General features: G+C 62.6%; 22 protein-coding genes. 9 read left to right on the forward strand and 13 right to left on the reverse strand.

Annotated features, from left to right (window positions below; all coding sequences use genetic code 11):
* Positions 1-5 precede the first annotated feature (5 nt).
* Together KTJ77_RS12680 and KTJ77_RS12685 are read right to left on the reverse strand one after the other, a co-directional pair.
* Complete coding sequence (locus KTJ77_RS12680) at positions 6-1445, reverse strand: aldehyde dehydrogenase (RefSeq protein WP_217338924.1); 1440 nt, start codon at positions 1443-1445, stop codon at positions 6-8.
* 2 nt (positions 1446-1447) lie between these two features.
* Entirely contained in the window at positions 1448-2512 is a 1065-nt protein-coding gene (locus tag KTJ77_RS12685; RefSeq protein WP_217338925.1) for a zinc-binding dehydrogenase, read from the reverse strand.
* A gap of 224 nt (positions 2513-2736) precedes the next feature.
* Here KTJ77_RS12685 and KTJ77_RS12690 point away from each other — a divergent pair, with 224 nt between their 5' ends.
* From KTJ77_RS12690 to KTJ77_RS13490, 8 genes are all read left to right on the forward strand, one after another.
* Complete coding sequence (locus KTJ77_RS12690; RefSeq protein WP_217338926.1) at positions 2737-3858, forward strand: ABC transporter substrate-binding protein; 1122 nt, start codon at positions 2737-2739, stop codon at positions 3856-3858.
* Between the two features lie 218 nt (positions 3859-4076).
* Positions 4077-4919, forward strand: coding sequence for an ABC transporter ATP-binding protein (locus KTJ77_RS12695; protein ID WP_217338927.1), 843 nt, complete (start codon positions 4077-4079; stop codon positions 4917-4919).
* The gene (locus KTJ77_RS12700) at positions 4916-5791 is read left to right on the forward strand and encodes an ABC transporter permease (RefSeq protein ID WP_217338928.1); all 876 of its coding nucleotides are present in this window, start codon (positions 4916-4918) and stop codon (positions 5789-5791) included. Before KTJ77_RS12695 ends, KTJ77_RS12700 begins: the two co-directional genes overlap by 4 nt.
* Positions 5792-5829: 38 nt before the next feature.
* Positions 5830-6999 (forward strand): acyl-CoA dehydrogenase family protein, encoded by a 1170-nt coding sequence (locus KTJ77_RS12705; protein ID WP_367948921.1) that lies wholly within the window; start codon positions 5830-5832, stop codon positions 6997-6999.
* A gap of 5 nt (positions 7000-7004) precedes the next feature.
* Positions 7005-8201, forward strand: coding sequence for a thiolase family protein (locus KTJ77_RS12710; protein WP_217339032.1), 1197 nt, complete (start codon positions 7005-7007; stop codon positions 8199-8201).
* Positions 8198-8962: an SDR family NAD(P)-dependent oxidoreductase gene (locus KTJ77_RS12715; protein ID WP_217338929.1), complete on the forward strand. Its 765-nt coding sequence runs from the start codon at positions 8198-8200 to the stop codon at positions 8960-8962. The genes KTJ77_RS12710 and KTJ77_RS12715 overlap by 4 nt, the downstream gene beginning before the upstream one ends.
* Complete coding sequence (locus KTJ77_RS12720) at positions 8959-10212, forward strand: acyl-CoA dehydrogenase family protein (protein WP_217338930.1); 1254 nt, start codon at positions 8959-8961, stop codon at positions 10210-10212. Before KTJ77_RS12715 ends, KTJ77_RS12720 begins: the two co-directional genes overlap by 4 nt.
* Positions 10205-11374 carry an acyl-CoA dehydrogenase family protein gene (locus tag KTJ77_RS13490; RefSeq protein ID WP_217338931.1) on the forward strand — a complete coding sequence of 390 codons (1170 nt, stop codon included), beginning with the start codon at positions 10205-10207 and terminating at the stop codon, positions 11372-11374. Before KTJ77_RS12720 ends, KTJ77_RS13490 begins: the two co-directional genes overlap by 8 nt.
* Before the next feature lie 50 nt (positions 11375-11424).
* On the opposite strand, the gene KTJ77_RS12730 is transcribed toward KTJ77_RS13490, so the two are convergent.
* From KTJ77_RS12730 to KTJ77_RS12775, 10 genes are read right to left on the reverse strand one after another with little or no spacing between them, the layout of a single operon-like run.
* Positions 11425-12972 carry an AMP-binding protein gene (locus KTJ77_RS12730; RefSeq protein ID WP_217338932.1) on the reverse strand — a complete coding sequence of 516 codons (1548 nt, stop codon included), beginning with the start codon at positions 12970-12972 and terminating at the stop codon, positions 11425-11427.
* Positions 12969-13997 carry an acyl-CoA dehydrogenase family protein gene (locus tag KTJ77_RS13740; RefSeq protein ID WP_217338933.1) on the reverse strand — a complete coding sequence of 343 codons (1029 nt, stop codon included), beginning with the start codon at positions 13995-13997 and terminating at the stop codon, positions 12969-12971. The genes KTJ77_RS12730 and KTJ77_RS13740 overlap by 4 nt, the downstream gene beginning before the upstream one ends.
* Positions 13994-15220, reverse strand: a complete 1227-nt coding sequence (locus tag KTJ77_RS12740; RefSeq protein ID WP_217338934.1) for an acyl-CoA dehydrogenase family protein — start codon at positions 15218-15220, stop codon at positions 13994-13996. The genes KTJ77_RS13740 and KTJ77_RS12740 overlap by 4 nt, the downstream gene beginning before the upstream one ends.
* Positions 15213-17177, reverse strand: a complete 1965-nt coding sequence (locus KTJ77_RS12745; RefSeq protein ID WP_217338935.1) for an acetate--CoA ligase family protein — start codon at positions 17175-17177, stop codon at positions 15213-15215. The genes KTJ77_RS12740 and KTJ77_RS12745 overlap by 8 nt, the downstream gene beginning before the upstream one ends.
* Positions 17132-17938: an enoyl-CoA hydratase/isomerase family protein gene (locus KTJ77_RS12750; protein WP_217338936.1), complete on the reverse strand. Its 807-nt coding sequence runs from the start codon at positions 17936-17938 to the stop codon at positions 17132-17134. Before KTJ77_RS12750 ends, KTJ77_RS12745 begins: the two co-directional genes overlap by 46 nt.
* A gap of 11 nt (positions 17939-17949) precedes the next feature.
* On the reverse strand, positions 17950-19083 hold the full coding sequence (locus KTJ77_RS12755; protein ID WP_217338937.1) for a hypothetical protein: 1134 nt from the start codon (positions 19081-19083) through the stop codon (positions 17950-17952).
* Positions 19080-19472, reverse strand: a complete 393-nt coding sequence (locus tag KTJ77_RS12760; protein ID WP_217338938.1) for an OB-fold domain-containing protein — start codon at positions 19470-19472, stop codon at positions 19080-19082. Before KTJ77_RS12760 ends, KTJ77_RS12755 begins: the two co-directional genes overlap by 4 nt.
* Before the next feature lie 10 nt (positions 19473-19482).
* On the reverse strand, positions 19483-20337 hold the full coding sequence (locus KTJ77_RS12765) for a MaoC family dehydratase (protein ID WP_217338939.1): 855 nt from the start codon (positions 20335-20337) through the stop codon (positions 19483-19485).
* Complete coding sequence (locus KTJ77_RS12770) at positions 20331-21230, reverse strand: SDR family NAD(P)-dependent oxidoreductase (RefSeq protein ID WP_217338940.1); 900 nt, start codon at positions 21228-21230, stop codon at positions 20331-20333. Before KTJ77_RS12770 ends, KTJ77_RS12765 begins: the two co-directional genes overlap by 7 nt.
* The gene (locus KTJ77_RS12775; protein ID WP_217338941.1) at positions 21227-22297 is read right to left on the reverse strand and encodes an MBL fold metallo-hydrolase; all 1071 of its coding nucleotides are present in this window, start codon (positions 22295-22297) and stop codon (positions 21227-21229) included. The genes KTJ77_RS12770 and KTJ77_RS12775 overlap by 4 nt, the downstream gene beginning before the upstream one ends.
* Before the next feature lie 123 nt (positions 22298-22420).
* Between KTJ77_RS12775 and KTJ77_RS12780 the strand changes: the two genes are divergently transcribed.
* Entirely contained in the window at positions 22421-23308 is an 888-nt protein-coding gene (locus KTJ77_RS12780; protein ID WP_217338942.1) for a LysR family transcriptional regulator, read from the forward strand.
* On the opposite strand, the gene KTJ77_RS12785 is transcribed toward KTJ77_RS12780, so the two are convergent.
* On the reverse strand, positions 23221-24174 hold the full coding sequence (locus KTJ77_RS12785; RefSeq protein ID WP_217338943.1) for a LysR family transcriptional regulator: 954 nt from the start codon (positions 24172-24174) through the stop codon (positions 23221-23223). The two genes, KTJ77_RS12780 and KTJ77_RS12785, sit on opposite strands and share 88 nt — an antisense overlap.
* Between the last annotated feature and the right edge of the window lie 8 nt (positions 24175-24182).

Consider the following 24182-nt stretch of genomic DNA (forward strand, 5'->3'; position numbering starts at 1 on the left):
CGGCCTCAGCCCACGAGGGCCTGGAGGTCGGTGTAACTGTCAAGGGCATAGGTGCCACCGGTGCGCCCCAGCCCGCTCAGGCGGTTGCCACCAAACGGTGCGTCCGGGTGCCTGCGCACCGTGTTGATTCCCACCTGTGCGGCATCGAGTTGTCGGCCCACTCGTACCGCTGCGTCACGATCTCGGGAAAAGACGTAGTCGTACAGGGCATACTTCGTCGAGTTTGCGACTTCAATGGCGTGGTCGTCATCGCGCATGCGCATGAGTGCGACGACCGGCCCGAAGACCTCCTCCTGCATGATTTCCGCATCCGGGCGTACATCAGAAATAAGCGTCGCTGCCTGGTGAAAACCACGTGCTGGCGCACCACTGCTCTGCGCGACGGTGAAGCCATCGTCGCGAGCACGCTGGATCATGCCGGCAACGCGGGTGCGCTGCACCTCGGAGATCAACGGGGCCACGTGCGTCGCCGCGTCACGAGGGTCGCCGTGCACAAGTTCTCCCACGCGCGCCTGCAACCGTTCCTGCAGCTCGTCGTAGACACTGTCGTGTGCAAGAATCCGCGACGCGGTGAGGCATACCTGGCCGGCGTGGTAGGTCCATGCGCGCTCAATCGCGGTAGCCACCGCATCAATGTCGGCGTCGCTCCGCACGATGAGCGCACCCTTGCCCCCCAATTCGAGCAGGAGTCGCTTCATGGTCGGTGCCGCCGAAGCATAGATCGACGTGCCCACAACCGTGCTGCCCGTAAAGCTCACGGCGCCCACGCGCGGGTGCTCGACAAGAGCCACTCCGGAGTCAGGAGTTGACCCCACGACGTAGTTCACGGTTCCGTCTTGCGCACCCGCTTCACGAGCCGCCTCGTCAAGCGCCTGCGCAAGTGCACTCACCAGCAGCGGGTCTTGTGGCGCCGGCTTCATGACGACGGTGTTGCCAGAGAAGAGGGCGGGTGCAACTTTCGCGACCATCGCAAGCAGCGGAAAGTTGTACGGGCTAATGCATGCCACGACACCGACCGGTCGACGCTCGAGGTCGACATTCAAGCCACCGAACTCGGCGGGCCCCTGCGGCTTGAGCAGAGATCCCGGCGCTTGCGACCACTTCTGCAGACGTGCGAGCGCCGCATCAACCTGCATTTCAGCGGCGACGGCAGCGCGCGCACCGGTGTCTGCGATAGCGAGCTCGACAAGCGCGTCTCGCTGCTGCGTCAGGCGGCGAGCCGCTCCCGCGAGTACCGCGCGGCGGGTATCGAGCGACGTCTGCCCCCAGTGAGGTGCCGCATCGGCGGCAGCATTTGCGGCAGCCGTGGCCGCGTTTGCGTCAGCATCGTGTGCGAGCGCGATGACCGATCCGTCATTGGGATCCGTCACTTCATACATGTCTCCCGCCGTCAGGCGTTCGCCACCAATCAGCGAACCGTACGTTGGTACCGTCGATGTTCTCATGCTTATGCCTCCTGAAAACTGAAGAATCCACGCTCGACCGAGCCGCCCCGAAGCTCCGAAACAAGCGTCGCGCATTCGGCCAACTCCACCGTCTTCGTGACGAGTGGTTCCAGATCAATCTCCCCGCTCAAGCACCGCTCCGCGAGGCGCGGGATCTCAATCCAGGGGTCAACGGAGCCCATTCGGCATCCCAGAATTGACTGATCGCGGAACAGATCACGCACTTCTAGCGGGATGACAGTGCCGTGGGGCGGTAGCCCGACGATCACCACGCGCCCGCCCCAGCCGAGGGAACGGATCGATTCTTGAAGGAGGTCACCGCGTCCGACGCATTCAAGAACCACATCAAACCCATCGGGCTCGAGTTCCAACGCGAGCGCAGAGACCGAACCCGGAACGATGAAGTCCGTCGCACCACACGTGCGCGCGATCGCCTCCTTACGCGGGTTGAGGTCGGCGACGACGATACGACCGGCGCCTGCAGCGCGAGCCGCAATCACGGCATTGAGTCCGATGCCGCCGGCACCAATGATGAGAACACTCTCGCCCGGTTGCACGCGCGCCCGCTCTTCGACAGCGCCAAACGCGGTGACCGTCGCACAACTCAACATGGCCGCAATCTCGTCGGAGAGGTCTTCGCTAATGGCGATGATCTGGGATTTTCCGACGACAGTTTCTCGGGCGAACGCGCCGAGGCGAACAAACTGGTGCACCGGTTCACCGTCACGACTGAACGGAGTCGGCGGGGCAGCTGCCGTGCGTCGACAAAGAATTCGGCGCCCGGCGAGGCAGTATTCGCACTCCTCACAGGCACGCATGACGGTCATAACAACGCGCGTTCCAACGGGGGTATCGACGCCAGCACCGACGGCCGCGACGCGACCGACGGCCTCGTGGCCAAGGATCACCGGCAGATCTTGCGGAATGTCCGCGTCAATGGGTTTGAGGTCGCTGTGGCAGAGACCAGCAACGTCCACGCGGACGAGCACTTCACCGTCCCCCGGCTGACGGACCTCGATGTCATCATGCGGAGCAAGCTCCACACCATCCCAAACAATCGCGCGCATGCCGCTCCTCTTCATCGATGACACCGCTCACACGCACAGATATGTGAGGTGAACCCTACAAACAGGAATATCAATCATTCCGGGATCATGAGACGCCAGAAATGCCTATTCTTCGGTTAGCCAATACCTTTGCTCTTGACGTTGACGCTGCTACGGCCGCTCCGCTCGAATGTCGTTACCCCCTACGCACATTGGCGTGCGTAGATGCAAATGGAGGCCATCACATGCAAGCACAAGTTCGTCGCAAGGTCACAGTTGTCGCCGCGCTGGCGGCTCTCGCGCTCACGCTGGCTAGTTGCGGCGGAGCGTCCACTCCCACGGACACGGGAGCGGCTCCCGAACCGTCCACCTCAACCCCGAGCGACGTCAACCCGCTCTGCCCCACCCCAGAAACGACCGGCACGATCACGATCGGAAACCCCGCACAGCTCAGCGTCTTCTCTTCGGTCTACATGGCTGATGAACTGGGCCTTTTCGAGGACGCCGGCCTCGATGTGAAGTACGAAGTACTACCGACGGCCGACGGCATGCCGCTACTGGCTCAGGGCAAGCTCGACATGCAGATGACGTCGTACTCGGCCGGACAGTTCAACGCCGTCAAACAAGGCATCGACATGCAGTGGGTTATGCCCTTCGACTTCGGCCAAGAAGCGCTCCCCGGCGATGCAATCCCGGGCTTCTGGAGCCGCAAGGATGTCGTGGGCGACGCCAAGAATATGGACCTAACCAAACTCAAGGGACAACTCGTTTCATCCCCGACTGCCGGCACCGGAGTTGCGGGCATGATTCTCGACAACGCTCTGAAGACGGTGGGTCTCACCTTTGGTGACGTCGAGATGACCAAGCTTTCCGGCCCTGATGCACTTATCGGCCTCCAAAACGGCGCCGTCTCCGCTGCGTGGATTGCCGCTCCACTCGAGGTTGAGGCAGCAAAGGACCCGAACCTGGTTCCGGTCGCCGGCTACGCGCCGGGTGTCACAGGCACTGCCATGATGGCTGGTCCGAGCATGCTCGATCGTCCGCAGCTTCTGGTCGCTTTCATCCAGGTCGTTAACGAGGCGATCAAGACCAAGATGACTGGCGATTGGCGCGAAGATGACGCCGTCGTCGCAACCCTTGCTGGGGTTCTGAACGTTGACGAGTCGATCATTCGTGACTCGGCACTGCTGGTCTTCGACCCGATGACGATGGACGGTGTGGATACCTTCCTCGAAGGAATTCAGGCCTTCCAGATCGAATATGGCCAGCTCGACTACGACGACCCGCAGGACGTCAACGGACTCTTCGACCGTACGTTCGTCGATGCGGCACTGACCTGCTCCACCGACTGGATGAAGAAGAAGTAAGCATTAGCCCAAAGGGCGCGGTCACGATTTCAGTCGTGACCGCGCCCTTTGTCGTTACCTAGGGCCGGTCATACGGGTGCTCAAGATTGCCTACGCCAATGCCCGGTATCGGCGAATGAGAACGCCGCGGTCTTGCCCCAGCAGGGGTGAGACAACTTAGCTAAAGGCAGGTGGGAAATCCGCCGATAACCTCGTCACCGTCGACAGGAGAAACCGCGATGAATGGTCTGCAACAGACTGCCAACCTCGCTGACTCGGATACAGATTCAGGAGTGGGTTCAGGAAAGATCGTGATCGACAATATGTCGTTCGCGTACCGTCGACCGCACAAACCTGAAGTCGCTGCACTTTCTGACATCAATCTCACGATTCAGTCGGGTGAGTTTGTCTCCATCGTCGGCCCCTCTGGGTGTGGAAAGTCCACGCTGCTACGCATTCTCGCGCAACTTCAGCGTCCGACGTCGGGCGTTGTGGAGATCAACACCGCCGGCGCCGGACGAGCGCTTGTGGCTCCCGTCTTCCAGGAGTACAGCATCTTCCCGTGGCGCACCGTCCGCGCAAACGTTGCCCTCGGCCTGCAGGCCGCACGCGTCCCCCGTGCCGAAATCCGCCGACGTGTTGATGACTGGATCAAGCGCGTTGGCCTCGCGGGCTTTGAAGATGCATACCCGGCCAACCTTTCGGGTGGTATGAAGCAGCGCGTAGCTCTCGCTCGCGCATTCGTACTCGAGCCCGAGATCCTGCTCATGGACGAGCCGTTCGCCGCGCTCGACGCCCAGATGCGCCAGGTGCTTCAAGACGAGCTTCTCGCGATCTGCCAGGAGCAGTCCTACACGGTTTTCTTTGTGACACACAACATCGACGAAGCGATCCTGTTGTCTGACCGCATCATCTTGATGACCGCTCGTCCGGGCAAAATCCAGGGCAGCTACGAGATCCCCTTCGATTACCCCCGCCTACCCGAGCTCCGGAGCGATCCGCGCTTCGTTGAGCTCGAAGACAAGATTTGGGGCGACCTCCGCGGCGAGGTTGCAACGGCAATGGATCAGGAGAAGCGATGAGCCTTCAGACACGCCCCCGCACAATGGGTGTTCAGACCATCGGCAAGGTTCGCATCGAGCCCAACCGTGCGATGGCCGACGTCAACAAGCGGGCCCGCCGGGACAAGGTCCTGCAGATCGCGCTTGGCTTCATGATCCCTGTGCTCGGACTTATCCTGTGGGAAGTTGCTGGCCAGAACAACTGGATCGACGTTCGATTCTTCAGCTCGCCGTCGGCGATCTTCGCGCGGTTCCTTGATGACATGGGCGAAAACCTAATCTTTCCAGAACTCTGGATCACCGTACAGCGTCTGCTGTGGGGCTATGTGATCGGAGCTCTCGCAGGCATCATCATTGGCTTGCTGATGAGTCAGATCACGGTCATCCGCTGGGCGCTGGAGCCGCTGATTCGTGCTCTCTACGTCATCCCGAAGCTCGCGCTGCTGCCAATCTTTCTGTTGCTGTTCGGCCTCGGCGAGTTCCCGAAGATCCTGTTCGTAGCCCTCGGAACCTTCTACATCGTTGCATTCACCACGCTCGCCGCCGCGATGATGATTCCCACGCCGTACCACGAGGTGGCCCGCTCCTATGGCCTCTCCTGGCCGCAGCGGTTCCGTTGGCTCGTTATTCCGGCAAGCACGCCGCAGATCGTGTCGAGCCTCAAGCTCGCTTCCGGTATTTCCATGCTGCTCGTGATCGCCGTCGAGTTCGTGCAAGCACGCGAAGGCCTCGGCTACTACACGTGGCATGCATGGGAGCTATTCATCCCCGACCGTATGTACGTCGGCATCGTTCTCATCTCACTCCTCGGTGTTTCGTTCAGCCTGATCGTCGGCGCTATCGGTTCGCGGGCCACCCGCTGGGCCGACAGCGAGTACAACCAGTCCCGTTAAGCGCTTCGCGCAACCTTTCCTGAAAGGGAGTACTTATCGTGCTCGAAAATGATGACCTCCTTGAGCTTCGCGACGAAGTTCGCCGCATGGCACGCGCCCGCTATGGAGAGAATGCACGCCAGTGGGACGCCGATCGACGCCCCGTTGACCGTGCCGAACGTAAGTTCCTTGGTGCCCAGGGTTACCTCGGAATTGCGATCCCCGAGGAGTACGGCGGGAGCGGCGGAACCCACCAGGAAGCCCTCGTCGTCGTCGAGGAAATCGCTCGCGTATACGCGTCAGCGGCCTTCCAGGTCTTTGAATCCAACACCGGCCCGGCCCAGGCGCTCCTCGCACTCGGCACGGAAGAGCAGAAGCACCGTTACCTCCCCGCCATTGCTCGCGGCGAGGTAACGATGGCCGTTGGTATCTCCGAACCAGAAGCTGGTTCCGCTGCCACCGACATGAGCACGCGCGCCGAGATCCGTGGCGACAAGATCGTCATCAACGGCCGTAAGCGCTGGATCTCCAACGGCGGCGAAGCCGACACCTACCTCGTGTACGCCCGCATGAATGACACTCCGGGCGCCAAGGGCATTGGTGCCATCCTCGTCGACGCTGGTACCCCGGGGCTGTCATTCGGCGCCCGCGAGCGACTGATGGGCTTCCGCACCGTCCCGAGCGCTGACGTTGTCTTTGATGACGTCGAGGTTCCTATTGAAAACCTCGTTGTCAGCCCGCCGGACGGATTCAAGAAGCTGTTCGGCTGCTTCTCGATCGAGCGCCTCGGCAACACCACGATGAGTATCGCGATTGCGCAGGAAGCGCTGGACCGCACGATCCAGTACGTGCAGGAGCGCGAACAGTTTGGTCGCCCGATTGCCGATTTCCAGGCCGTCCAGCTCACCCTCGCTGAGATGACCATCGCCGTTGAATCTGCCCGACTGCTTCGCGACCGCGCCGTCATGAACCTTGACCGCGGCCGACTGTCGGTGCTGGAAGTTTCGCTCGCAAAGTGCGCAGCGAACGAAATGGCCCGCAAGGTGACGGCGCAGGCCATTGAGCTCCACGGCGGCAACGGGTACACGGAAGAGTTCGAGCTCGAGCGATTCCACCGCGACAGCCACGGGTGGGCACTCGCCGGCGGCACGCCCGCCATCCAGAAGATGCGTATTGCCACTGAGCTGACCGGTCGCTCCGTCAGCCACCGACCGGCCACCGCGTCATGACACGTCTGCGCGACGTCGTCATCGTTGACGCGGTTCGCTCGCCCATGGGCCGAGGCAAAAAGGGCGGCGCGCTGTCTGATGTGCACCCGGTTGACCTGCTCGCGCAGGTACTCTCGGCGCTTATCGACCGCAACCAGCTCGACGCAAGCACGGTTGACGACGTTCTCATCGGATGCGTCACGCAAGCGGGTGAGCAGTCCGCTGGTATCGGCCGCATGGCCTGGCTCGCAGCCGGCCTTCCGGTTGAGGTTCCGGCTGTCACCATCGAACGCAAGTGTGGCTCTGGTCAGCAGGCGATGGTGTTCGCCGCTCAGGCCATTGCCAGCGGTATGCAAGACATCGTCATTGCAGGCGGCGTCGAGTCTATGTCGCGGGTTCCGATGGGTGCCGCCAAGCTCGACCAGGACGGCTATGGTCCGGCGCTACGGGCGCGCTACCCCAAGCTGGCCCCGCAGGGAATTGCGGCTGAGCGCGTTGCGCACAAGTACGCCCTGACGCGCACGCAACTCGATGAGTACAGCGCGCGCTCCCACCACCGGGCCGCGGCAACCGCTGAGAACGGTCACTTTGCGAACGAGATTGTGCCGATTCGGACACCAGACGGAACCATCGTTGCCGCTGACGAGACCATCCGACCGGCATCATCGGTCGAGTCGCTCGCGGGTCTCCAGCCCGCGTTCGCCTCCCCCGACTGGGCATCACGCTTTCCCGAAATCGACTTTGCGGTGACGGCAGGAAACTCGTCTCAACTCACCGACGGCGCGAGCGTTGCGCTGCTGATGAGCCGGGCTCGAGCGCACGAACTGGGACTGACCCCGCGCGCGGTCATTCTCGACAGCGTCGTTGTCGGAGATGACCCCGAACTCATGCTGACCGCGCCGATTCCAGCGACACGCAAGCTGCTGGATCGGTTGGGCATGAAGGCTGATGACATCGATGCGTACGAAGTGAATGAAGCCTTCGCCTCGGTTCCGCTGGCTTGGCAGGCCGAACTGGGCGTCGACAGCGCCAAACTGAACCCCCGGGGCGGCGCTATCGCCCTCGGACACCCCCTCGGAGCGTCTGGTACGCGCCTGTTTACGACGATGTTGAACCATCTCGAACAGACAGGCGGAGCCATCGGCGTCCAAACAATGTGCGAAGCGGGAGGCATGGCGAACGCCTTTGCCATCGCAATTGAACCGACAAAGGAGTCACGATGAAACTCGAAAACAGTGCCACCCTCGTTACCGGTGGCGCCTCGGGCCTGGGCCTGGCCACGGCAAAAGAACTGATTACTGCCGGTGCACGCGTGACCATTCTTGACCTGCCGACTTCGGCAGGCGAACAGGTCGCCGCAGAGCTCGGCAACGGAACCACGTTTGTCGCTGCCGACGTCACCGACGCTGACGCTGTCGAGCGTGCGGTAGCTCAGGCAAATTGCGAGCTTCCACTCCGTGCGGTTGTGCACTGCGCTGGCCGTGGCGGCGCCGTGCGCCTCGTCGACCGTGAAGGCAACCCAGGCTCGCTGGACACCTTCATGTCGGTCATCAATGTCAACCTCGTGGGGTCATTCAACATCCTCCGCTTCGCGGCTGCCGCAATGGCAAAGAACGAAAAGCAGGGTGAAGAAGCCGGCGTCATCATCTTGACAGCATCGGTCGCGGCCTACGAGGGCCAGATCGGTCAGATTCCGTACGCAGCGTCCAAGGCTGGCGTCGTTGGCATGACCATCGTCGCCGCACGTGACCTGGCGAGTAAGAAGATCCGTGTCTGCACGATCGCACCCGGCCTCTTCAACACTCCCATCCTCGGTCGCCTTGCCCCCGAGGCTCGTGAGCGGTTGGCCAGCTCTGTACCCAACCCTTCGCGCCTGGGCGACGCCGACGAGTACGCGTCCTTGGCCGCACACATCATTTCCAACCCCATGCTCAATGGGGAAACAATCCGCCTCGATGGCGCCTTGCGAATGGCAGCACGATGACTGACAAATTTCTCGACGTTGAACGCGACTCTTGGGAGCCCGTGCTCCTCGACCCGCCCGCACCAGAAGGCGGGATGTGGGGCGAGCTAACCGCAGAGCAGGACGAGATTCGTCGCCGTGCCCGTGAAGTGGCCGTGACGCACCTGCGTCCGTGGGCAGCCCACTGGGACGAAACCGAAGAGTTTCCGTTCCGTTCGCTTGACGCTGTCAAGGACGCGGGTCTGCTGGACCTGTGCATTCCTGAGGAGTACGGCGGCCAGGGCAAGTCGTTGCTCGAGGGATGCATCGTTGTCGAAGAGCTCGCACGCGTGTGCCTGTCCAGCGCAATGGCCGTGCAGCCCTACCTCAACGGTCCGTGGCGAGCCATTCACGAACTCGGTTCTGACGAAATGCGCGCCCGGCTCCTGCCCGGCGTCGCCGACGGTAGCCGTCACTTCGCCATCGGCATGAGCGAGCCCGGCGCGGGTAGCGCGGGCACCGACCTGCGCACCGAAATTCGCAAGGATGGCGATGGCTATCGCCTCAGCGGATTTAAGTCGTGGATGACCGGTGGATCAGTCGCCGACACCATCATCGTGTTTGGCCGCGCCCCGGGAAGCCAAGGCCCGTACGGCATTGGTGCTGTCGTCGTGAACGGCCGCCCCGAGGGTATGAGCGAACCGCACGTAGATGCCAAGATGGGCATCCGTGGCGTCGCTGAATGCTCGGTGCGATTCGAAGACGTGTGGATTCCGGCAGAAGACGTCTTGATTGAGCCCATCGCCGACAGCAAGCAGGGCGCCCAGATTCTGGTGAACCAGTTCAACCCGGAGCGTTGCGGCAACGCCGCGATGTGTGTCGGCCTGGCACAGGGTGCACTGGATGCCACCGCCGGCTACCTGCGTACGCGCCAGCAGTTTGGTCGTCACCTTTACGAGTTCCAGGGTCTGCAGTGGAGGGTCGCCGACATGGCACTCGACATTGAGCTTGGACGCGTCATGATGTGGCGCGCCGCTCGCTCCGGTACCGCTGGATTCCCTGATGCGTGGCAGACGATGCTCGCCAAGCTCCACACCAGTGAGATGGTGCAGCGTGTCACGAATCAGGCCATCCAGACACTCGGTGCTCGCGGCTACTCGCGTCGCTGGCCGGTGGAGCGCATGTTCCGTGACGGACGCGGTCTCGCCATCGGCGGCGGCACCGTCGAGGTGATGCGCAACATGCTGGCAGGCATGGTGCTTGGCACCCGCGTGAGCCAGCGCCGTGGCTAACCCAGCCCTCGCTCCCTGGGAGGATCGCGACGCCTACGACGATGATCACCGCGAATTTGGTGACGCCGTCGGAGCCTTTGTTCGTCGTGAGGTGGTTCCCCACCAGGCTGAGTGGGAAGCCGCAGGCGCGGTTTCTCTGGACGCGTATCGAGCTGCAGGCGAGGCCGGCTTTGTCGGCCTCGCTGTGCCCGAACAGTTTGGCGGCGGTGGCGCACCGTTTTCGTACAACTGCGTCTTCACTGAGCAGGTGGCGTACGCGCTCGCATCCTTTGGTGCACTGCGCGTACACATGGACGTCATCATTCCGTATGTGACCAGCATTGCCACGCCCCAGCAGCAGGAGCGCTGGCTTCCGGCAATGGCAACTGCCGAAAAGATGGCAGCGATTGCCATGACGGAACCAGCAGCTGGCAGTGATCTTGCTGGCATGACGACGTCACTCAAGAGCGACGGCACTGGGTGGCGACTCAATGGTTCCAAGACATTCATCACGGGAGGAACGCAAAGTGAGCTCACTATTGTGGTTGCCCGCTCTGGTAACGGGAACGACCGCCGCGGCGGATTGACGCTGGCCGTCATTGAGGGCAACCCGGAGGGGCTCACTCGCAGCCAGCCCCAGAAGAAACTGGGCTTGCATCAACAAGACACCGCCGAGCTCTTCTTTGATGACGTCTACATCCCCGCCGAGAACATTCTCGGTGCGGAGGGACGAGCATTCGAGTACCTCTCGCAGAACTTGGCGCAAGAGCGGCTCTCAATCGCAGTGAACTCGCAAGCACAGGCCGTTGCCGCGTTGCAGTTGACTCGCGATCATGCGCGTGACCGCGAGATGTTTGGCACGACCCTCTCGTCGTTCCAAAACACCAAGTTCACGCTGGCGGATCTCTCAACCCGCATTGCCGCTGGCCAGGCGCTTGTGGACCGTGCGATCCGACGTCACGATGCGTCTCACCTCTCGGCTGCCGATGCGGCGCGCGTCAAGCTGTTCACGACGGAGCTACACGGTCTCGTCACAGACGCGTGTCTGCAGCTGTTCGGCGGCTACGGCTACATGCAAGAGCAGGCCATTGGCCGACTGTACGCCGATGCGCGAGTCGCGCGCATCTATGGCGGCACGAGTGAAGTGATGAAGACAATCATCGCCAAATCACTGGGCTTGTAAATACGAAGAGGGCGGGAGCAGTTTCGAACTGCTCGCGCCCTCTTCGGTGTCTACTGACCGGAGAACGCCCCGTTCGGTGCATAGCGGTCACGCACGGTGCGCCGCAACAGTTTTCCCGCCTCCGAATACGGTAGCTCGGCAACGAACTCGTATTGCTTGGGAACCTTGAAACCGGCGATCCGCTGTCGCAATGCTTCAGAGATTTCGAGCGCCCTGGCCTCATCATTTCCGAGCGCACCATCGTGGGTCACCACGACGGCAAGAAGGGTCTCACCCCACTTTTCGTCCGGAACACCGATCACGCAGGCGTCGGCAATGCCGTCGAGCTCCTTCATGGCGTGCTCGATCTCGGCCGGGTAGATGTTGACACCGCCGCTGATGACGATGTCAGCCTTGCGGTCGCAGAGGAAGAGGTAGCCGTCATCGTTGAGAAACCCGATGTCGCCCAGCGTGATGGCGCCACCCTTGCGGGATGACGCGGTCTTCTCCTCGTCGTTGGCATAGACAAACGCCAATGCCGCATTCTCAAAGAAGATGTGGCCAGGCACGCCAGCGGGAGCCAGCTCGCCTTCGTCATCACGAATCTCCACCCGGGCACCCGGACGTGCGCGTCCGACACTGCCCGGATACTTCAGCCACTCGGGTGACGTGATAAACGTCGCGCTTCCCTCGGTGCCGCCATAGATTTCCATCAGAATCGGCCCCACCCAGTCGATCATGGCGCGCTTCACGTGCGGTGGACACGGGGCAGCCGTGTGAATGACCGATCGCAGCGACGACACATCTGTTTGCCGTGCCCCGGGCAAACGCAACAGCTCCTGGAACATAAGCGGAACCATGTACGTCCACGTGATCTGGTGATCGACGATGGCTTTCAAGGCGGCTTCTGCCGACCACTTGGGAAGGATCACCACGGTATGCCCCAGATCCAGAGATTGATCGGCGTACGCGCACGGGGCGGCGTGGTACATCGGGGCAACGCTGAGGTAGCGACCGTCCTCATGGCCAGCCCCGTAGAGGGTTGCCCGAGCAACATTCGCCTGTGCCTGATCCGCGACAGACGCGGTCGGCAACGGCCGCAACACTGCTTTCGGATGCCCCGTGGTTCCAGACGTATAGAGCCGCCTGGTTCCGGCGGTCGAGGTGACTGGACGCCCGTCAGGTGCCGTCAATTCTCGCTTACGCAGCGAAAGCTGTTCGCTTTCCGGGGCGTCGACGATGATGAGAACATCCTCGGGGAGCTCAGCTAGCCGAACAGCTTCGCGCGCGGTGGGCGCCATCGCCTCGTTCGTAAAGAAGATGCGTACCGCCGAGTCCCGCAAAATGTAGGAGATCTCGTGCGCGGTGAGGTGCCAGTTGATGGTCGAGAAGTACACCGGGAGCTGCATGACACCACGTTGCACGACGAGCATATCCGCACCGTTGGGCAGGAGCGCACAAATAACGTCGCCGCGCTGGGTCCCGGCCGTGAGAAGCACCTGACTGACACGATCCGCCGCGAGCGCCAAGCTCTGGTACGTGTGAACGGGTGTGTCGCCTTCGATGATGGCGACCCGCTCGGGATCAGTCTCGACGTAGTGTCGAAAGTGCCTACTCATGCCTTCTCCAATGCAGCGTTCATGATGGTTGCGTAATGGGACTCGTCACTGCCAAACAGGTGACGAGAAACGGTGGCCCGGCGAAACAGGAAGTGCAGGTCGTGCTCCCACGTGAAGCCAATTCCACCGTGGATCTGCAGTGACTGCTGGGCCGTGAGGTCGAGTGCGCGCCCGCTCGCAACCCGGAGAAGTGCCAGCGCAGCGTCATCATTCACGTTACTGAGGACGCTCCACAGGGCGGATCGAGCAGACTCCACAACCATCAGCATGTCTGCACACTTGTGTTTGATGGCTTGCCGTTCCGCAATCGCCATGCCGAATTGCACGCGGGTTCTTGCGTAGGCCACGGCCATGTCCAGAAGGCGCTGTGCGGTGGCAACCTCGGCTGCACCAACCCAGGCGGTCGCAAGCCGGGTGGCCGAGACGATGGCCGCTTCAACCTGTTCTGACCCGGCTGCGAGCTGACGGGCACGAACGCCACGCAACTCGACATCCGCGATGGGCATCGTGGGATCCAGGCTCTGACGCGGTGCCACCGTGACGCCCGGCTCGTCGAGCCGAACCTCCCACAGGCCACGCGTTGCGGCGTCGATGAGCAGGAGCTTGTGTGCCCATGCTCCGTACAACACCCGAGAAATATCGGCCTCCAGCAGACCATCGGGCGTGACGGTGAAGTCTGCAGTCGCCAGACCACCGGCCTCATCCAGTGCAACGGCCCAGTCACCATCTGTCTGCTCGCCACCATCGACGGCAGCCATCAGAGTGGGAACGATCACGGCCGACGTGAGCGCGGGCACGAGTGCCGGTTGCGCTCCGGTTGCCTCGGCGAGCGCCATGAGCGCACCGATCTCACCATCAGAGGCCAAATCGGCGACGCCCATTGCCGTCATCTCTGCCCAGAGTTCCGTGTTCCACATTCGCGGGAGCTCAGCATTCGTGCGCGTGTGCGCGACGGCACCCCGAGCATCGAACAACTCGGCGAGCGCACCCAGGAACTCCTGTTCCTCATCGAGCGGAATTCTCACGATTGTCCTTTCGCCAACTGCGCAATGAAGTCGCGCCACGGAACCCGTTTGCTGGGGTCATCAAACCGGGGCAAACCCAGCGCCCGTTCCGCAATCTGATCGCGAAGCACCTCACTGGTTCCACCGGCAATGGTCTTCGCCTGCACGCGCATGAATGCCCACTGGTCTGCGGCCGCGGTCATGTCATCAATTGCTGGTGACGTGCGGTCGATGGAACCACTGGACATACGCAGTCCCTGGAGCCGTTTCGTGTGTTCCGCCTGAAGAACTTTGTTAACCGGTGCGCCCTTGGCAATGGGTTCGGCGCCGGCTGCCCGGAGCGCCGCATTGCGGGCATTGTTGAGGCCGATCAGCAGATCATCGACGAGGCTGGAGGCCAATCGCGTGCGCTCCACGGCACCAGCCTGGTTCCACCGCTCTTCAATGAGAGATTCGATGCCGCGTCCGATGACGGAGCCGGGAGTTGCGGCTCCTGCGCCCGAGCCAGCACGGCGCTCAAAGGCAAGCACCGTGCGCACAATTTCCCACCCCTGTCCCGGGGTTCCGAGAAGAGAATCGTTGGGCAGCGAGACGTTGTCGAGACGCACTTCAAAGAATTCGGCGTCGCCGGTCATCTGTTTGATGGGTGCGATGGTGACGCCCGGCGCATCCATCGGAACCAGGAAGACACTGAGTCCGGCGTGCTTAACAACAGAGGTATCGGTTCGCACCACCGCCAAGCCCCACGCTGAGATGTCTGCGCGGCTCGTCCACACCTTGCCACCGTTGAGAACCCAACCGCCATCCGTCGCGGTCGCCGCGGTGCGGACGCTCGCGAGGTCACTGCCTGCCTCGGTCTCGCTGAAGAGTTGGCACCAAAACACCTCGTTATGCGAAATGCGCGGAAGGTGCAGGTCGCGTTGCTCAGGCGTGCCGTACTGCAAAATTGTGGGACCAATCCAGCCGCTGCCGATCGCACTTTCAACCCGGCCGACACGCCAACGTGCCAGTGTGCGCCGCGCGAGCACAGCGGCGTCAGCATCGATGCCGCGCCCGCCATATTCCGTGGGCCATTCCGGGGTCAGCCACCCCTCGGCCGCGACGGCGTTCGCCAGGCTCCGCCCGTGGACATCGTCAGCAACGAAGCTCGCGAGCGCATCGTCATCACCAGTCTCGACGGCACGGATCCACGGCTCGGGCAGCAGGTCACGCAACAGGGTTTCCAGCTCACGTACCTCAGACATCGTGCACCACCACTCGAGCATCCAGGGCGATAAGTGAACCGTCAGCGACCCCAATGGGGTTCGCCTCGACGAGTCCGTAACCACGCTGTGCGACGCGGATCATGCGTTGTGCAACATCAGCAAGCTGTGCCGCCAGGGTGTCGTATCGCTGGCCGCCTCGGGCGAACACGTTCTCATTCAGCGCAGCCGTCAGCTCGGCCGCACTCACGGCCGCCGGCATCGTGACCGTACGACCCATGAGTTCCACGTTGGAACCACCGAGCCCAGCCGTCACCACAAGCCCAAACGTGGGGTCGTGACGCACACCCACAAAGAGCTCGAGCGAGGCAGCAATCTGCGTGGCAACGATGACCTGCTCACTGCCGGCAAGCATCACCGCGACGGAAGAGCGCAGTGCCTCGCGGCTGACACCGAGCCGCACGCCGCCTGCCAAAGCCTTGTGCGTTGCGGCATCGACATCACTCTTGAGAACGACCGGCCACCCCAGGGCGCCCGCGTGCTTTTCTGCTTCATCCGGCGACTGCACGACCGCCCACGGCGCCACTTCAATGCCCGCTTCTTCAAACAGCGCCAGGCTATCTGAGGCCGACAGCGTCACCTCGGCGAGCTCAGCGTCGTGACGAATGAGTTCCACCGGGGCGTCGCGACGGACGGCACCGGTGAGCGCCGCCACGGCTTCGCCCATGGCCTCCAGGTCGCCGGCGACGAAGACATCACCAGACATCTCCGGAGCGCCCAGACCATCAAGAAGAGCCACCACGGCGGGGACCTTAAGCTGCTGCAGCGGTGCAACGAACGCCGTGCGACCAATCGCGACTACAGCGTCAACCTCACCGCTGGCGGCGATTTCAGCACACAGTCGGCCGACAAGCTCAGCATCAGCGACCGCCTGTGCCGTCACGTCAACGGGGTTGGCGGCGCTGGCAAAAGCGGGGAGATGAGCCAGGAGTGAGGCTTGCAGTTCAGCGCTCAACGTCGGAACAGCAAGCCCGTGGCTGGCCAGAATATCGGCGGCCACGACGCCCGCACCACCCGATCCGGTCACCAGGGCGACGCGATGACCGGGAACACGTCGGGCGACGGCGATGGCGTGCGCTGCCGTCAGGAGCTCACGGTCGGAGTGCACGACATGGGCACCGCACATCTTCAACAGTTCAATGAGCACGTCTGAGTCCGTTGCCAGTGCACTCGTGTGCGAAGCCGCTGCGTTCGCGCCGACTTGGCTTCGTCCGCCGACCAGCGCCACAACGGCAACATCGTGCTCACGACACGCATTGAGCATGCTGACCACGTCATCGGCGTCACGGACGGCCTCGATGTAGAGCATCAAGACCCTCGGGCGATGCTGCTCGGATTCCACCAGAGCGCGACCAAAGGTCGTCGCACTCAACGCCGTCTCGTTTCCCGTCCCGATGAATCCATCGAGCGCGAACCCGCGAGCCCGGGCAGCCCTCGCAACGCGAGCGCCGAAGGCGCCGCTCTGCGAGATCAGAAACGCGCCGCCACCGGGAGGGCAATCCGTCATGTCAGCGAATGCCTGCGCAAAAGTCAGCACCATGCGTGAGTCTTGCGCGTACAGACCGACCGAGTTCGGACCGATCAGGGTGGTATCCCGCGGTGCGCGGAGGGCGGTAGACCCAGCCTCCTCGAATCCCGAGCTCATGACGATCGCATGCTGCGCTCGTCCTTCCCAGCGATCAAGCACTGACTGCACGTGTTCGGCGGGCACCGCGATCGCCGCGATGTCAACGTCTGCGCTCGGTTCCTGAGTCGGGTCATGGGCGGCGACCTCACCGGCAAAGCCAGCCGAGGCGAGATTTGCGAGCAGTCGGCTCCCCAACCCACCCTCTCGCGAGGTCGACCCGATGACGGCAATCGAACGCGGCGCCAGCAGGGTGTGGATATCGAGGGTCATCGAAGCTCCGCCGGAATTCGCGTGTGCTTCGAGGTACCCCATGCTGGCTTCTTCTTGTTCGTGATGGCGTCGATGCCACGCAGCGTCTCGCCGAGCGTACGAATCCAATTCAGGGTGCGACGCTCACGGTTGTATGCGCGAATGCGGTCGGGCTCCTCAAGGAACTCGTACATCAGTCGCTTCGTGACGGTCACGGACGCGGGTGCGCAATAGGTTGCGATGTCTTCGGCGAAGGCGAGGGCGGTGGGCAGCACCTCGGCTGCCGGTACCGACTCGGAGGCGAGACCCCACTGCATCATGCGGTCACCCATGATCGTGCGTCCGGTCAGCAAGAGATCCATCGCCGGACCGAACCCAGCAAGACGGGGCAACAGCCACATCGAGTTGCGGTCGGGCATGATGCCGACGCGGTTGAACGAGAACGCAATGCGCGCGTCGCTCGCCACAATGCGAATATCTGCCTGCATCGCCCACGTGAGGTGAACACCAATAGCGTCGCCGTTGATCGCCGCAATAATCGGCGTAGTCAGGTTCCACGGCGCCTTTTCGGGCTCGCTGAGCGATTCCACCGCGTGAGCCTGCGGATCGCGCCAATCGATCCCGAAGTCGGCACCCACACCGAAGTGGTCACCAGACCCGGTGACGACGATCACACGGACGTCGTCATCGGCGTCGCATTCAACAAGCGCTTCCTGAATGCGTACCGCCATCTCTGGGGTGTACGCGTTGCGGTGCTCTGGCCGGTTCAGCCACACGATAGCGACAGCGCCTCGCCGTTCGATAAGAACTGATTTTTCGGTCATTGTTTCTCCGATCACTGCGGTCTTCCAAAAATGAGGGTGCCGGCGGCTGTGAGCATGCCACCGATACCCAGTGCGATGCTGGTCTGGGCGCCATTAACCTGCGCTGGTGCTTCGCCGCGCATTTGGCGAATGGACTCGTTCATGGCGAACATGCCGTACATACCGGTGTGCGTGTAGGCGAGTCCGCCGCCGTTGGTGTTCAGCGGCAACCGCCCACCGGGTGACGTGTGTCCGCCACTGATGAGCGCAGCGGCGTCGCCGGCTTCAACAAAGCGCATCGACTCCAGGCCAACCCAGGGCAAGTGTGCGAAAGCGTCATAGATCATGACGTGGTCGATGTCGGTGCGACGCAGCCCCGCCTCGTCGAAGGCGGCATCTGCCGCGGCAGAAATGGCACGGGAGAAGCCCGGATCCTGTTGATCCATGATCATGACGGCGTCCGTACCTTCACCGGTGCCGAGAACGGGGACAGAACGGCGGCGTTGGGCCGCACTGACGTCATCGGCGGCAGTCACAATGACCGCGCCACCACCATCAGTCACCATGCACACTTCCGGTGAATGAAATGGGTACGCGACGAGTGGACTTGCCAGCACCTCGTCGATGTCAAGGATGTCACGACGGCCCGCTCGCGGGTTACGCGACGACCACTGCCGCTGCGCCACGACGACAGACGCCAGGTCGCGCTCGTCGTAACCACGGTCCCGCATGAGCCGCATGACGGGCAGCGTGAATTTCGTGAAAGCGGCCCGTGCACCGTAGGGTTCTTCGAATTGGCCCGGCAGCGATGCGGGGTCACGTGGGCGCGGTGGTTGCCCAACGCGAGACCGGCCCGACTCGCCGTGCGTGACGAGAACTCGGCGCGCATAGCCCGCCCTGATCGCGGCGACCGCGTGGCGCACATGCAGCATGAACGAGCCACCGCCCACGTTGGTCGTGTCCACCCACGTGGGTTGGATACCCATGGCATGGGCAACAAGATGTGGATTCTGTGCCCCGGCGATCCCGTCAATATCGGCGGGGGCAAGCATGGCGTCGTCAAGGGCGCGCCATGCTGCCGCAATGTTCAACCCCAAAACCGACTGATTCGGAAGCACTCCGATCGCTTCAGTCTCGGCTGCCCCAACAATCACAACACCGGTCACGATGCGCTCTCCAATTGCCAAACCGGAACCTGTTGGTCACCACGAGCGTCAAAGCGGACGATGACGGGAGCGTCGATGAGGCTCGTGTCGGGAGCCGCCACGCCATGAACAATCCCGGTCATCCGTGGCCCTTCGTCAAGTTCGACAACGGCCAGGACATAGGGAGCAAGGTCAGCAAACGCTGGCTCCGCGCGGTGCACAACGATGAACGACCAAATGCGACCGCGGCCACTCGCTTGCCGCCACTCGAGAGCCGCAGCCGCGCAGTGTGAGCACCGTTCACGGGGGTAAAACACCCACTCGTCACACGCCGTGCAGTGCTGGATCGTGAGCATATTCGCGTTCGCGCCGTCCCAAAACGGCTGCGTCTCCGGAGTCGCTCTGGGCACCGGCATACTCTCAATCACGTTCACGCACCCCCATCGATCCGGAGTCGATGACGACACGGTCGCCAACCCGCACCACGAACGCGAAGTGATCGGGGGCTGTACGCCACGCGTCGACGGAGACGGTGTCGCCCGGAAAGACAACGGCGGTAAAGCGCCCGCCGAAATGACTGATCGCCGACATGTCACCATCAACGAGCGCGCTGAGCAGCCGCGCGGCGATACCCCACGTGCAGAGCCCGTGGAGGATGGGGCGGTCAAAGCCGGCCTTCGCGGCAAAACGCGGATCGGAGTGTAGCGGGTTGCGGTCGCCGCACAGGCGATAAAGGAGGGCCTGATTCGGCCCGGTGGCGAAGTCAGCGGTGAAGTCGGCGGCGGTTTCGAGCCCGCGAAAAGAAGCGAGTCCGCGAGCGGCCGTACCGCCACCGCCAAAGCCACCCTCGCCCCGCACAAACAGGCCCGTCGTGGATCGGAAGAGCTCGGCGTGAGACTGCGGGTCGGTGGCCGTGGACTCAATCTCAATGAGAGCCCCACTTCCCTTGTCCTCGATCGCAGCAACGCGCGCAACCACGTCGATTTCGCCGCTGGCGGGCAGTGGCGTCACGAACTCAACCAGCTGGGTTCCGTGCACCACCATGCCGCCTGGCCACGAACCGATCCTCTCCCGGAGCGCTCCCGCGCCACCGGCAATCACTGCGGCGAAGGTGCTTACCGCTTGCAGATCGACACCCGCGGTGTTTTCGGTCGTGAGGTCAAGATCAGCCACCCCCGCACCGACCGCGAGCGCATACAGAATCGTGTCCTTCTCGGTCCACTCCTTGCGCATGACTTCTCCGGAGAGGCCAACGGAGTCGAGATTGATTACCATGCGGCGCCGCGCATGTCGCTGTTGGGTCGGGCCTGGGCCAGCAGCATCCGGAGGGTGGCGTCCAGGTCTTCTGCTGCTTCAACGGGCTGCGATGACGGTCCGTGTGACCATCCCTCGGCTATACCGAGACGTCGCCCGCTCGTCATGAACACGCGACCCGTGACGCCACGGGACAATCCAGACGCGAGCCATTCCACGACAGCCGCCGGCCAGCGAGGCGAGAAGCTGTCATCCTCGGCCATGGCATTGGCGTCTCGACCCGGGATCGATGCCGTCATACGGGTAGCGGCACCCGGGCTGATGCAGTTGGCGGTTACGCCGTACTTGCCAAGTTCAAGCGCAGCCACCAGCGTTGCACCAACAATGCCGGCCTTCGCCGCCGCGTAGTTCATCTGTCCGACGTTGCCGAACAGGCCAGCGACGGACGTCGTATTGATGATGCGGGCGTCAAGCTTCTCGTGCTCGGCACGGTCGCGCCAGTAGGCGCCAGCGTGGTGCATGGTTGCGGCAGTGCCCTTCAGGTGAACGGCAATAACGGCGTCGAACTCTGCCTCCGACATTTTCACGAGCGAACGGTCGCGGAGGACGCCAGCATTATTGACCAGCACATCGAGCCGGCCAAAAGATTCGACGGCAAGCTGCACGAGCTCGCCGGCTTCGTCCCACTTCGACACGTCATGCCCGCTGAGCACGGCCTGACCGCCAGCGGCGCGAATCTCTTCCACGAGCTGAACGGCGGGGCGCTCCGGGTCAAGCCCGCCATCGAGCGCGACGCCCAGGTCGTTCACCACAACGCTGGCCCCGGCCGCTGCGAGACGACGAACATGCGCCGCACCCAGACCCTGGCCACCGCCGGTAACAATGGCGACGCGTTGATCGCAGGACTTCGTCATTCGGGTTCTCCTTCGTTGCCTAGTGACGCGGGCCACCAGGTGTGTGCGTGGGTGCCCTCCGCACGGATCTCACCGCGACGCTGGAGGTAAATGATGTGGGCAAATGCTTCTTTGATGGCCATCCGAGCTTGATCGATCGGCATGTCCGCGAGGGGTTCGCGCCAGTCCAGGACATGAGCAAGCTCGAAGCAGGTTTGGCCGGGGGCGCGCAGAATCTCAGCGCGCAAAATGTTGAGCCGATTCTCGTGGTGTGCAAGTAGCTGGTCGATGCGTTCGACGAGACCGGTGAACCGGTACTGGTGAGCGGGCAATGCCACGCCCCACTCCCCATTTCGAACGCGCATCAGTGACGTGAGGTAGTCATCAAGAACGTCGCGCGACGGGTCGGACAATTGCGTTACCTGTGGCGTGATGGTGGGGAGAATGTGATCCCCCGTAATCAGCAACCCCAATGGTTCCACTGCAAAGCACAGGTGACCCGGCGTGTGCCCCGGCGTCCAGATAGCGCGCAGCGAGAGATCTCCAGCGTCGATACCGTCACCAGTGGTGATCGCACGGCAGCGGCTCGCGACGGTCGGGTCCAGCGTGCTGGACGGAATGATCCGGTTCGTCATGTCGTAACGATCGGGAGCGCCCATCGAGTTCATGAGCGCCAACCACTCGTGCATGGTTCGTGCCCGCTCGTCATCGGCACGGCCGTCAACAAGCATGAGGTCAGCGTCATGCATGTAGAGGACGATGTCGGGATTGGCTCGCATCAGCGTGGGTACCAGGCCGAAGTGATCAGGGTGCATGTGCGTTATGGCAATGGCCGTGATGTCATTCACCGTCCATCCCAGGGAAGCGAGCGCCTCGTGAAGCCCCTGCATGGCTTCGTCCTTGTGCCACCCGGTGTCGACAAGCAACAGACCCTCGGGGCGCTCAAAGAGATAGGTGATCGTGTAGGCGATCGCGCTGTGACTTCCGGGCAACGACAATGCCCAAACACCATCGGCCACTTTCTCTGGACCCGGTGCTTGACGCTCCGCCCAACCCATAACTTGGGCTTCACTTGCTGCACGCATCATTCGTTCACCACCTCATCGTGTTGTTGATATCCACCATTGCCTGCCCTCGCGATGCAGACAAAGTCCCTCTGCCACTGGGTAGCTTCGACGCAATCTATGGAGGGAAGTCGTTAGCATGGCCACATGGAACTCCGGCAGATGCGCTACTTCCTCGCGGTTCTCGACGAGGGCGGAATAACCCGCGCTGCTCGTGAGCTATATATCTCCCAGCCATCGCTCTCCCAGGCAATCCGCACTATCGAGAGTCAGTTCCAGACGACGCTGTTTGATCGAGTGGGACGCGAGCTGCGTCCCACTCCGGAGGGCCTCGCCCTTGCGGAATCGGTTCGAGGCGTCCTCGCGCTCGTCGACGATGCCACCGAGCGAGTGCGCGAAGTGGTTGAGCTGGAAACGGGCCGTCTGACCATCGCCGCCTCGTCGACGCTTGCCATCGATCCGCTCGTCGGATTGGTCACGGAGTTTCTTGCGCGCCATCCCAAAATGTCGGTGCATATCGAAGATGTCGGAACCACCGCACACGCAGTAGCACTCGTACGGTCCGGGGTTGCGGATGCCGGCTTCGTGGAAATGCCCGTAACGGAGTCATCCATTATCACCGGACGCTTTGCCACCGAAGAGCTGAAGCTTGCTGGGCATGTTCGTGAGCTCGAGGGTTATGTGAACAAGGTGCCCGCCGCGGCACTGGCAAAAATTCCGATGGGTATCGTGTCACGTGACGAAGGCGGCCACACGCCGAGCCTGCGAAAGATCGCCGGTCTGGTCGGTGAGGTCCGTGCCGCGTGCGCGGATCGCGAATTCCTGTGGGATCTCGTGCGCGAAGGCGCCGTTGCGACGTTCATCCCGGAAAATGTGGCGCGGATCATGCTACCGACCACGCCAACGTATAGCCTCGATCCCCCGGTCATGCGTGATATCGGCGTGATTTACCGCGATGGCACCCCATCGCCGGCAACGGACGCATTCTTGTCTCTCGCATTCAGTGCAGCCCGAATGAATTCAAAGAACGCCTGAGCCACGGCCGAGACACCCACGTCACTGTAGACCATCCCCAGTTGGCGGGCAGCGGGAGGCTCCAAACGCCTGCTACTAATACCCGCTTGACGGCCACGCTCTGCCAGCGTCGCACGCATATAGGTTGAGCCGACCCCGGCGGCGACGAGCGCATAGCGTGTTTCCCGTTTACTGGCGATAACGGGTGGCAACGCTGGTTGTCCGACGGCGGATATCGGTCCGGCGAACATGGAGTCACCGTGGTCAGATTGTGGCGCGAGCACGCGCCTGAGCGCCGGGTCACCTGACCAGGACAGGGGCGCGTCGTCGGGCTCGACTTCGGCATCGACCGGAAGAGCAAAAACGATCTCAGACGTTCCCACCTCAAGCACACGGAGCGGACTGTGCGGGTGACTTAGAAGCGGATCCGCCCGGAGCGGAAGCTCGGTAAATACCGCATCGGACAACCGTTCGTCGAGCGCCGCGATAATGTCGGCATCGTTTGCCAAATGGCGCGCGTTGAGCGTGACTTTGGGGTGACTCTTCAGGAAGCCGGCCAACAAGCGCGGAACAGTTCCGGTCATCGCGCCTGCGGTGATCGACAAGTCGAGTCGTCCTGCGAGCACGCGCCCACGATTGATGAGAGTGTCTCTGGTCGCGGCCGAAGCTCGCAAGATACGTCTCGCCGGGCCCACAAGTGCGTGACCAGCACTTGTCAAGACCATGCCTCGCCCCACACGGGAAAAGAGCGGGGTTTTCATCTCATGCTCGAGCGATTGCAGCGCCTGAGAAATCGTGGGCTGCGTGACACCCAGCGATGCGGCGCCAGCAGAAATACTGCCGTGTCCTGCGACGGCCGTGAAGTACCGAAGTTGCTGAAGATCCATGCTTCTTC

This window comes from Microbacterium sp. NC79 (genome assembly GCF_019061125.1).
In the GTDB taxonomy this organism is placed as follows: domain Bacteria; phylum Actinomycetota; class Actinomycetes; order Actinomycetales; family Microbacteriaceae; genus Microbacterium.

Coding starts and splice junctions, on each gene's coding strand:
- KTJ77_RS12680 (WP_217338924.1), bottom strand. CDS start 1,445: ATGAGAACATCGACGGTACCAACGTACGGTTCGCTGATTGGTGGCGAA.
- KTJ77_RS12685 (WP_217338925.1), bottom strand. CDS start 2,512: ATGCGCGCGATTGTTTGGGATGGTGTGGAGCTTGCTCCGCATGATGAC.
- KTJ77_RS12690 (WP_217338926.1), top strand. CDS start 2,737: ATGCAAGCACAAGTTCGTCGCAAGGTCACAGTTGTCGCCGCGCTGGCG.
- KTJ77_RS12695 (WP_217338927.1), top strand. CDS start 4,077: ATGAATGGTCTGCAACAGACTGCCAACCTCGCTGACTCGGATACAGAT.
- KTJ77_RS12700 (WP_217338928.1), top strand. CDS start 4,916: ATGAGCCTTCAGACACGCCCCCGCACAATGGGTGTTCAGACCATCGGC.
- KTJ77_RS12715 (WP_217338929.1), top strand. CDS start 8,198: ATGAAACTCGAAAACAGTGCCACCCTCGTTACCGGTGGCGCCTCGGGC.
- KTJ77_RS12720 (WP_217338930.1), top strand. CDS start 8,959: ATGACTGACAAATTTCTCGACGTTGAACGCGACTCTTGGGAGCCCGTG.
- KTJ77_RS12730 (WP_217338932.1), bottom strand. CDS start 12,972: ATGAGTAGGCACTTTCGACACTACGTCGAGACTGATCCCGAGCGGGTC.
- KTJ77_RS12740 (WP_217338934.1), bottom strand. CDS start 15,220: ATGTCTGAGGTACGTGAGCTGGAAACCCTGTTGCGTGACCTGCTGCCC.
- KTJ77_RS12745 (WP_217338935.1), bottom strand. CDS start 17,177: ATGGGGTACCTCGAAGCACACGCGAATTCCGGCGGAGCTTCGATGACC.
- KTJ77_RS12750 (WP_217338936.1), bottom strand. CDS start 17,938: ATGACCGAAAAATCAGTTCTTATCGAACGGCGAGGCGCTGTCGCTATC.
- KTJ77_RS12765 (WP_217338939.1), bottom strand. CDS start 20,337: ATGGTAATCAATCTCGACTCCGTTGGCCTCTCCGGAGAAGTCATGCGC.
- KTJ77_RS12770 (WP_217338940.1), bottom strand. CDS start 21,230: ATGACGAAGTCCTGCGATCAACGCGTCGCCATTGTTACCGGCGGTGGC.
- KTJ77_RS12775 (WP_217338941.1), bottom strand. CDS start 22,297: ATGATGCGTGCAGCAAGTGAAGCCCAAGTTATGGGTTGGGCGGAGCGT.
- KTJ77_RS12780 (WP_217338942.1), top strand. CDS start 22,421: ATGGAACTCCGGCAGATGCGCTACTTCCTCGCGGTTCTCGACGAGGGC.
- KTJ77_RS12785 (WP_217338943.1), bottom strand. CDS start 24,174: ATGGATCTTCAGCAACTTCGGTACTTCACGGCCGTCGCAGGACACGGC.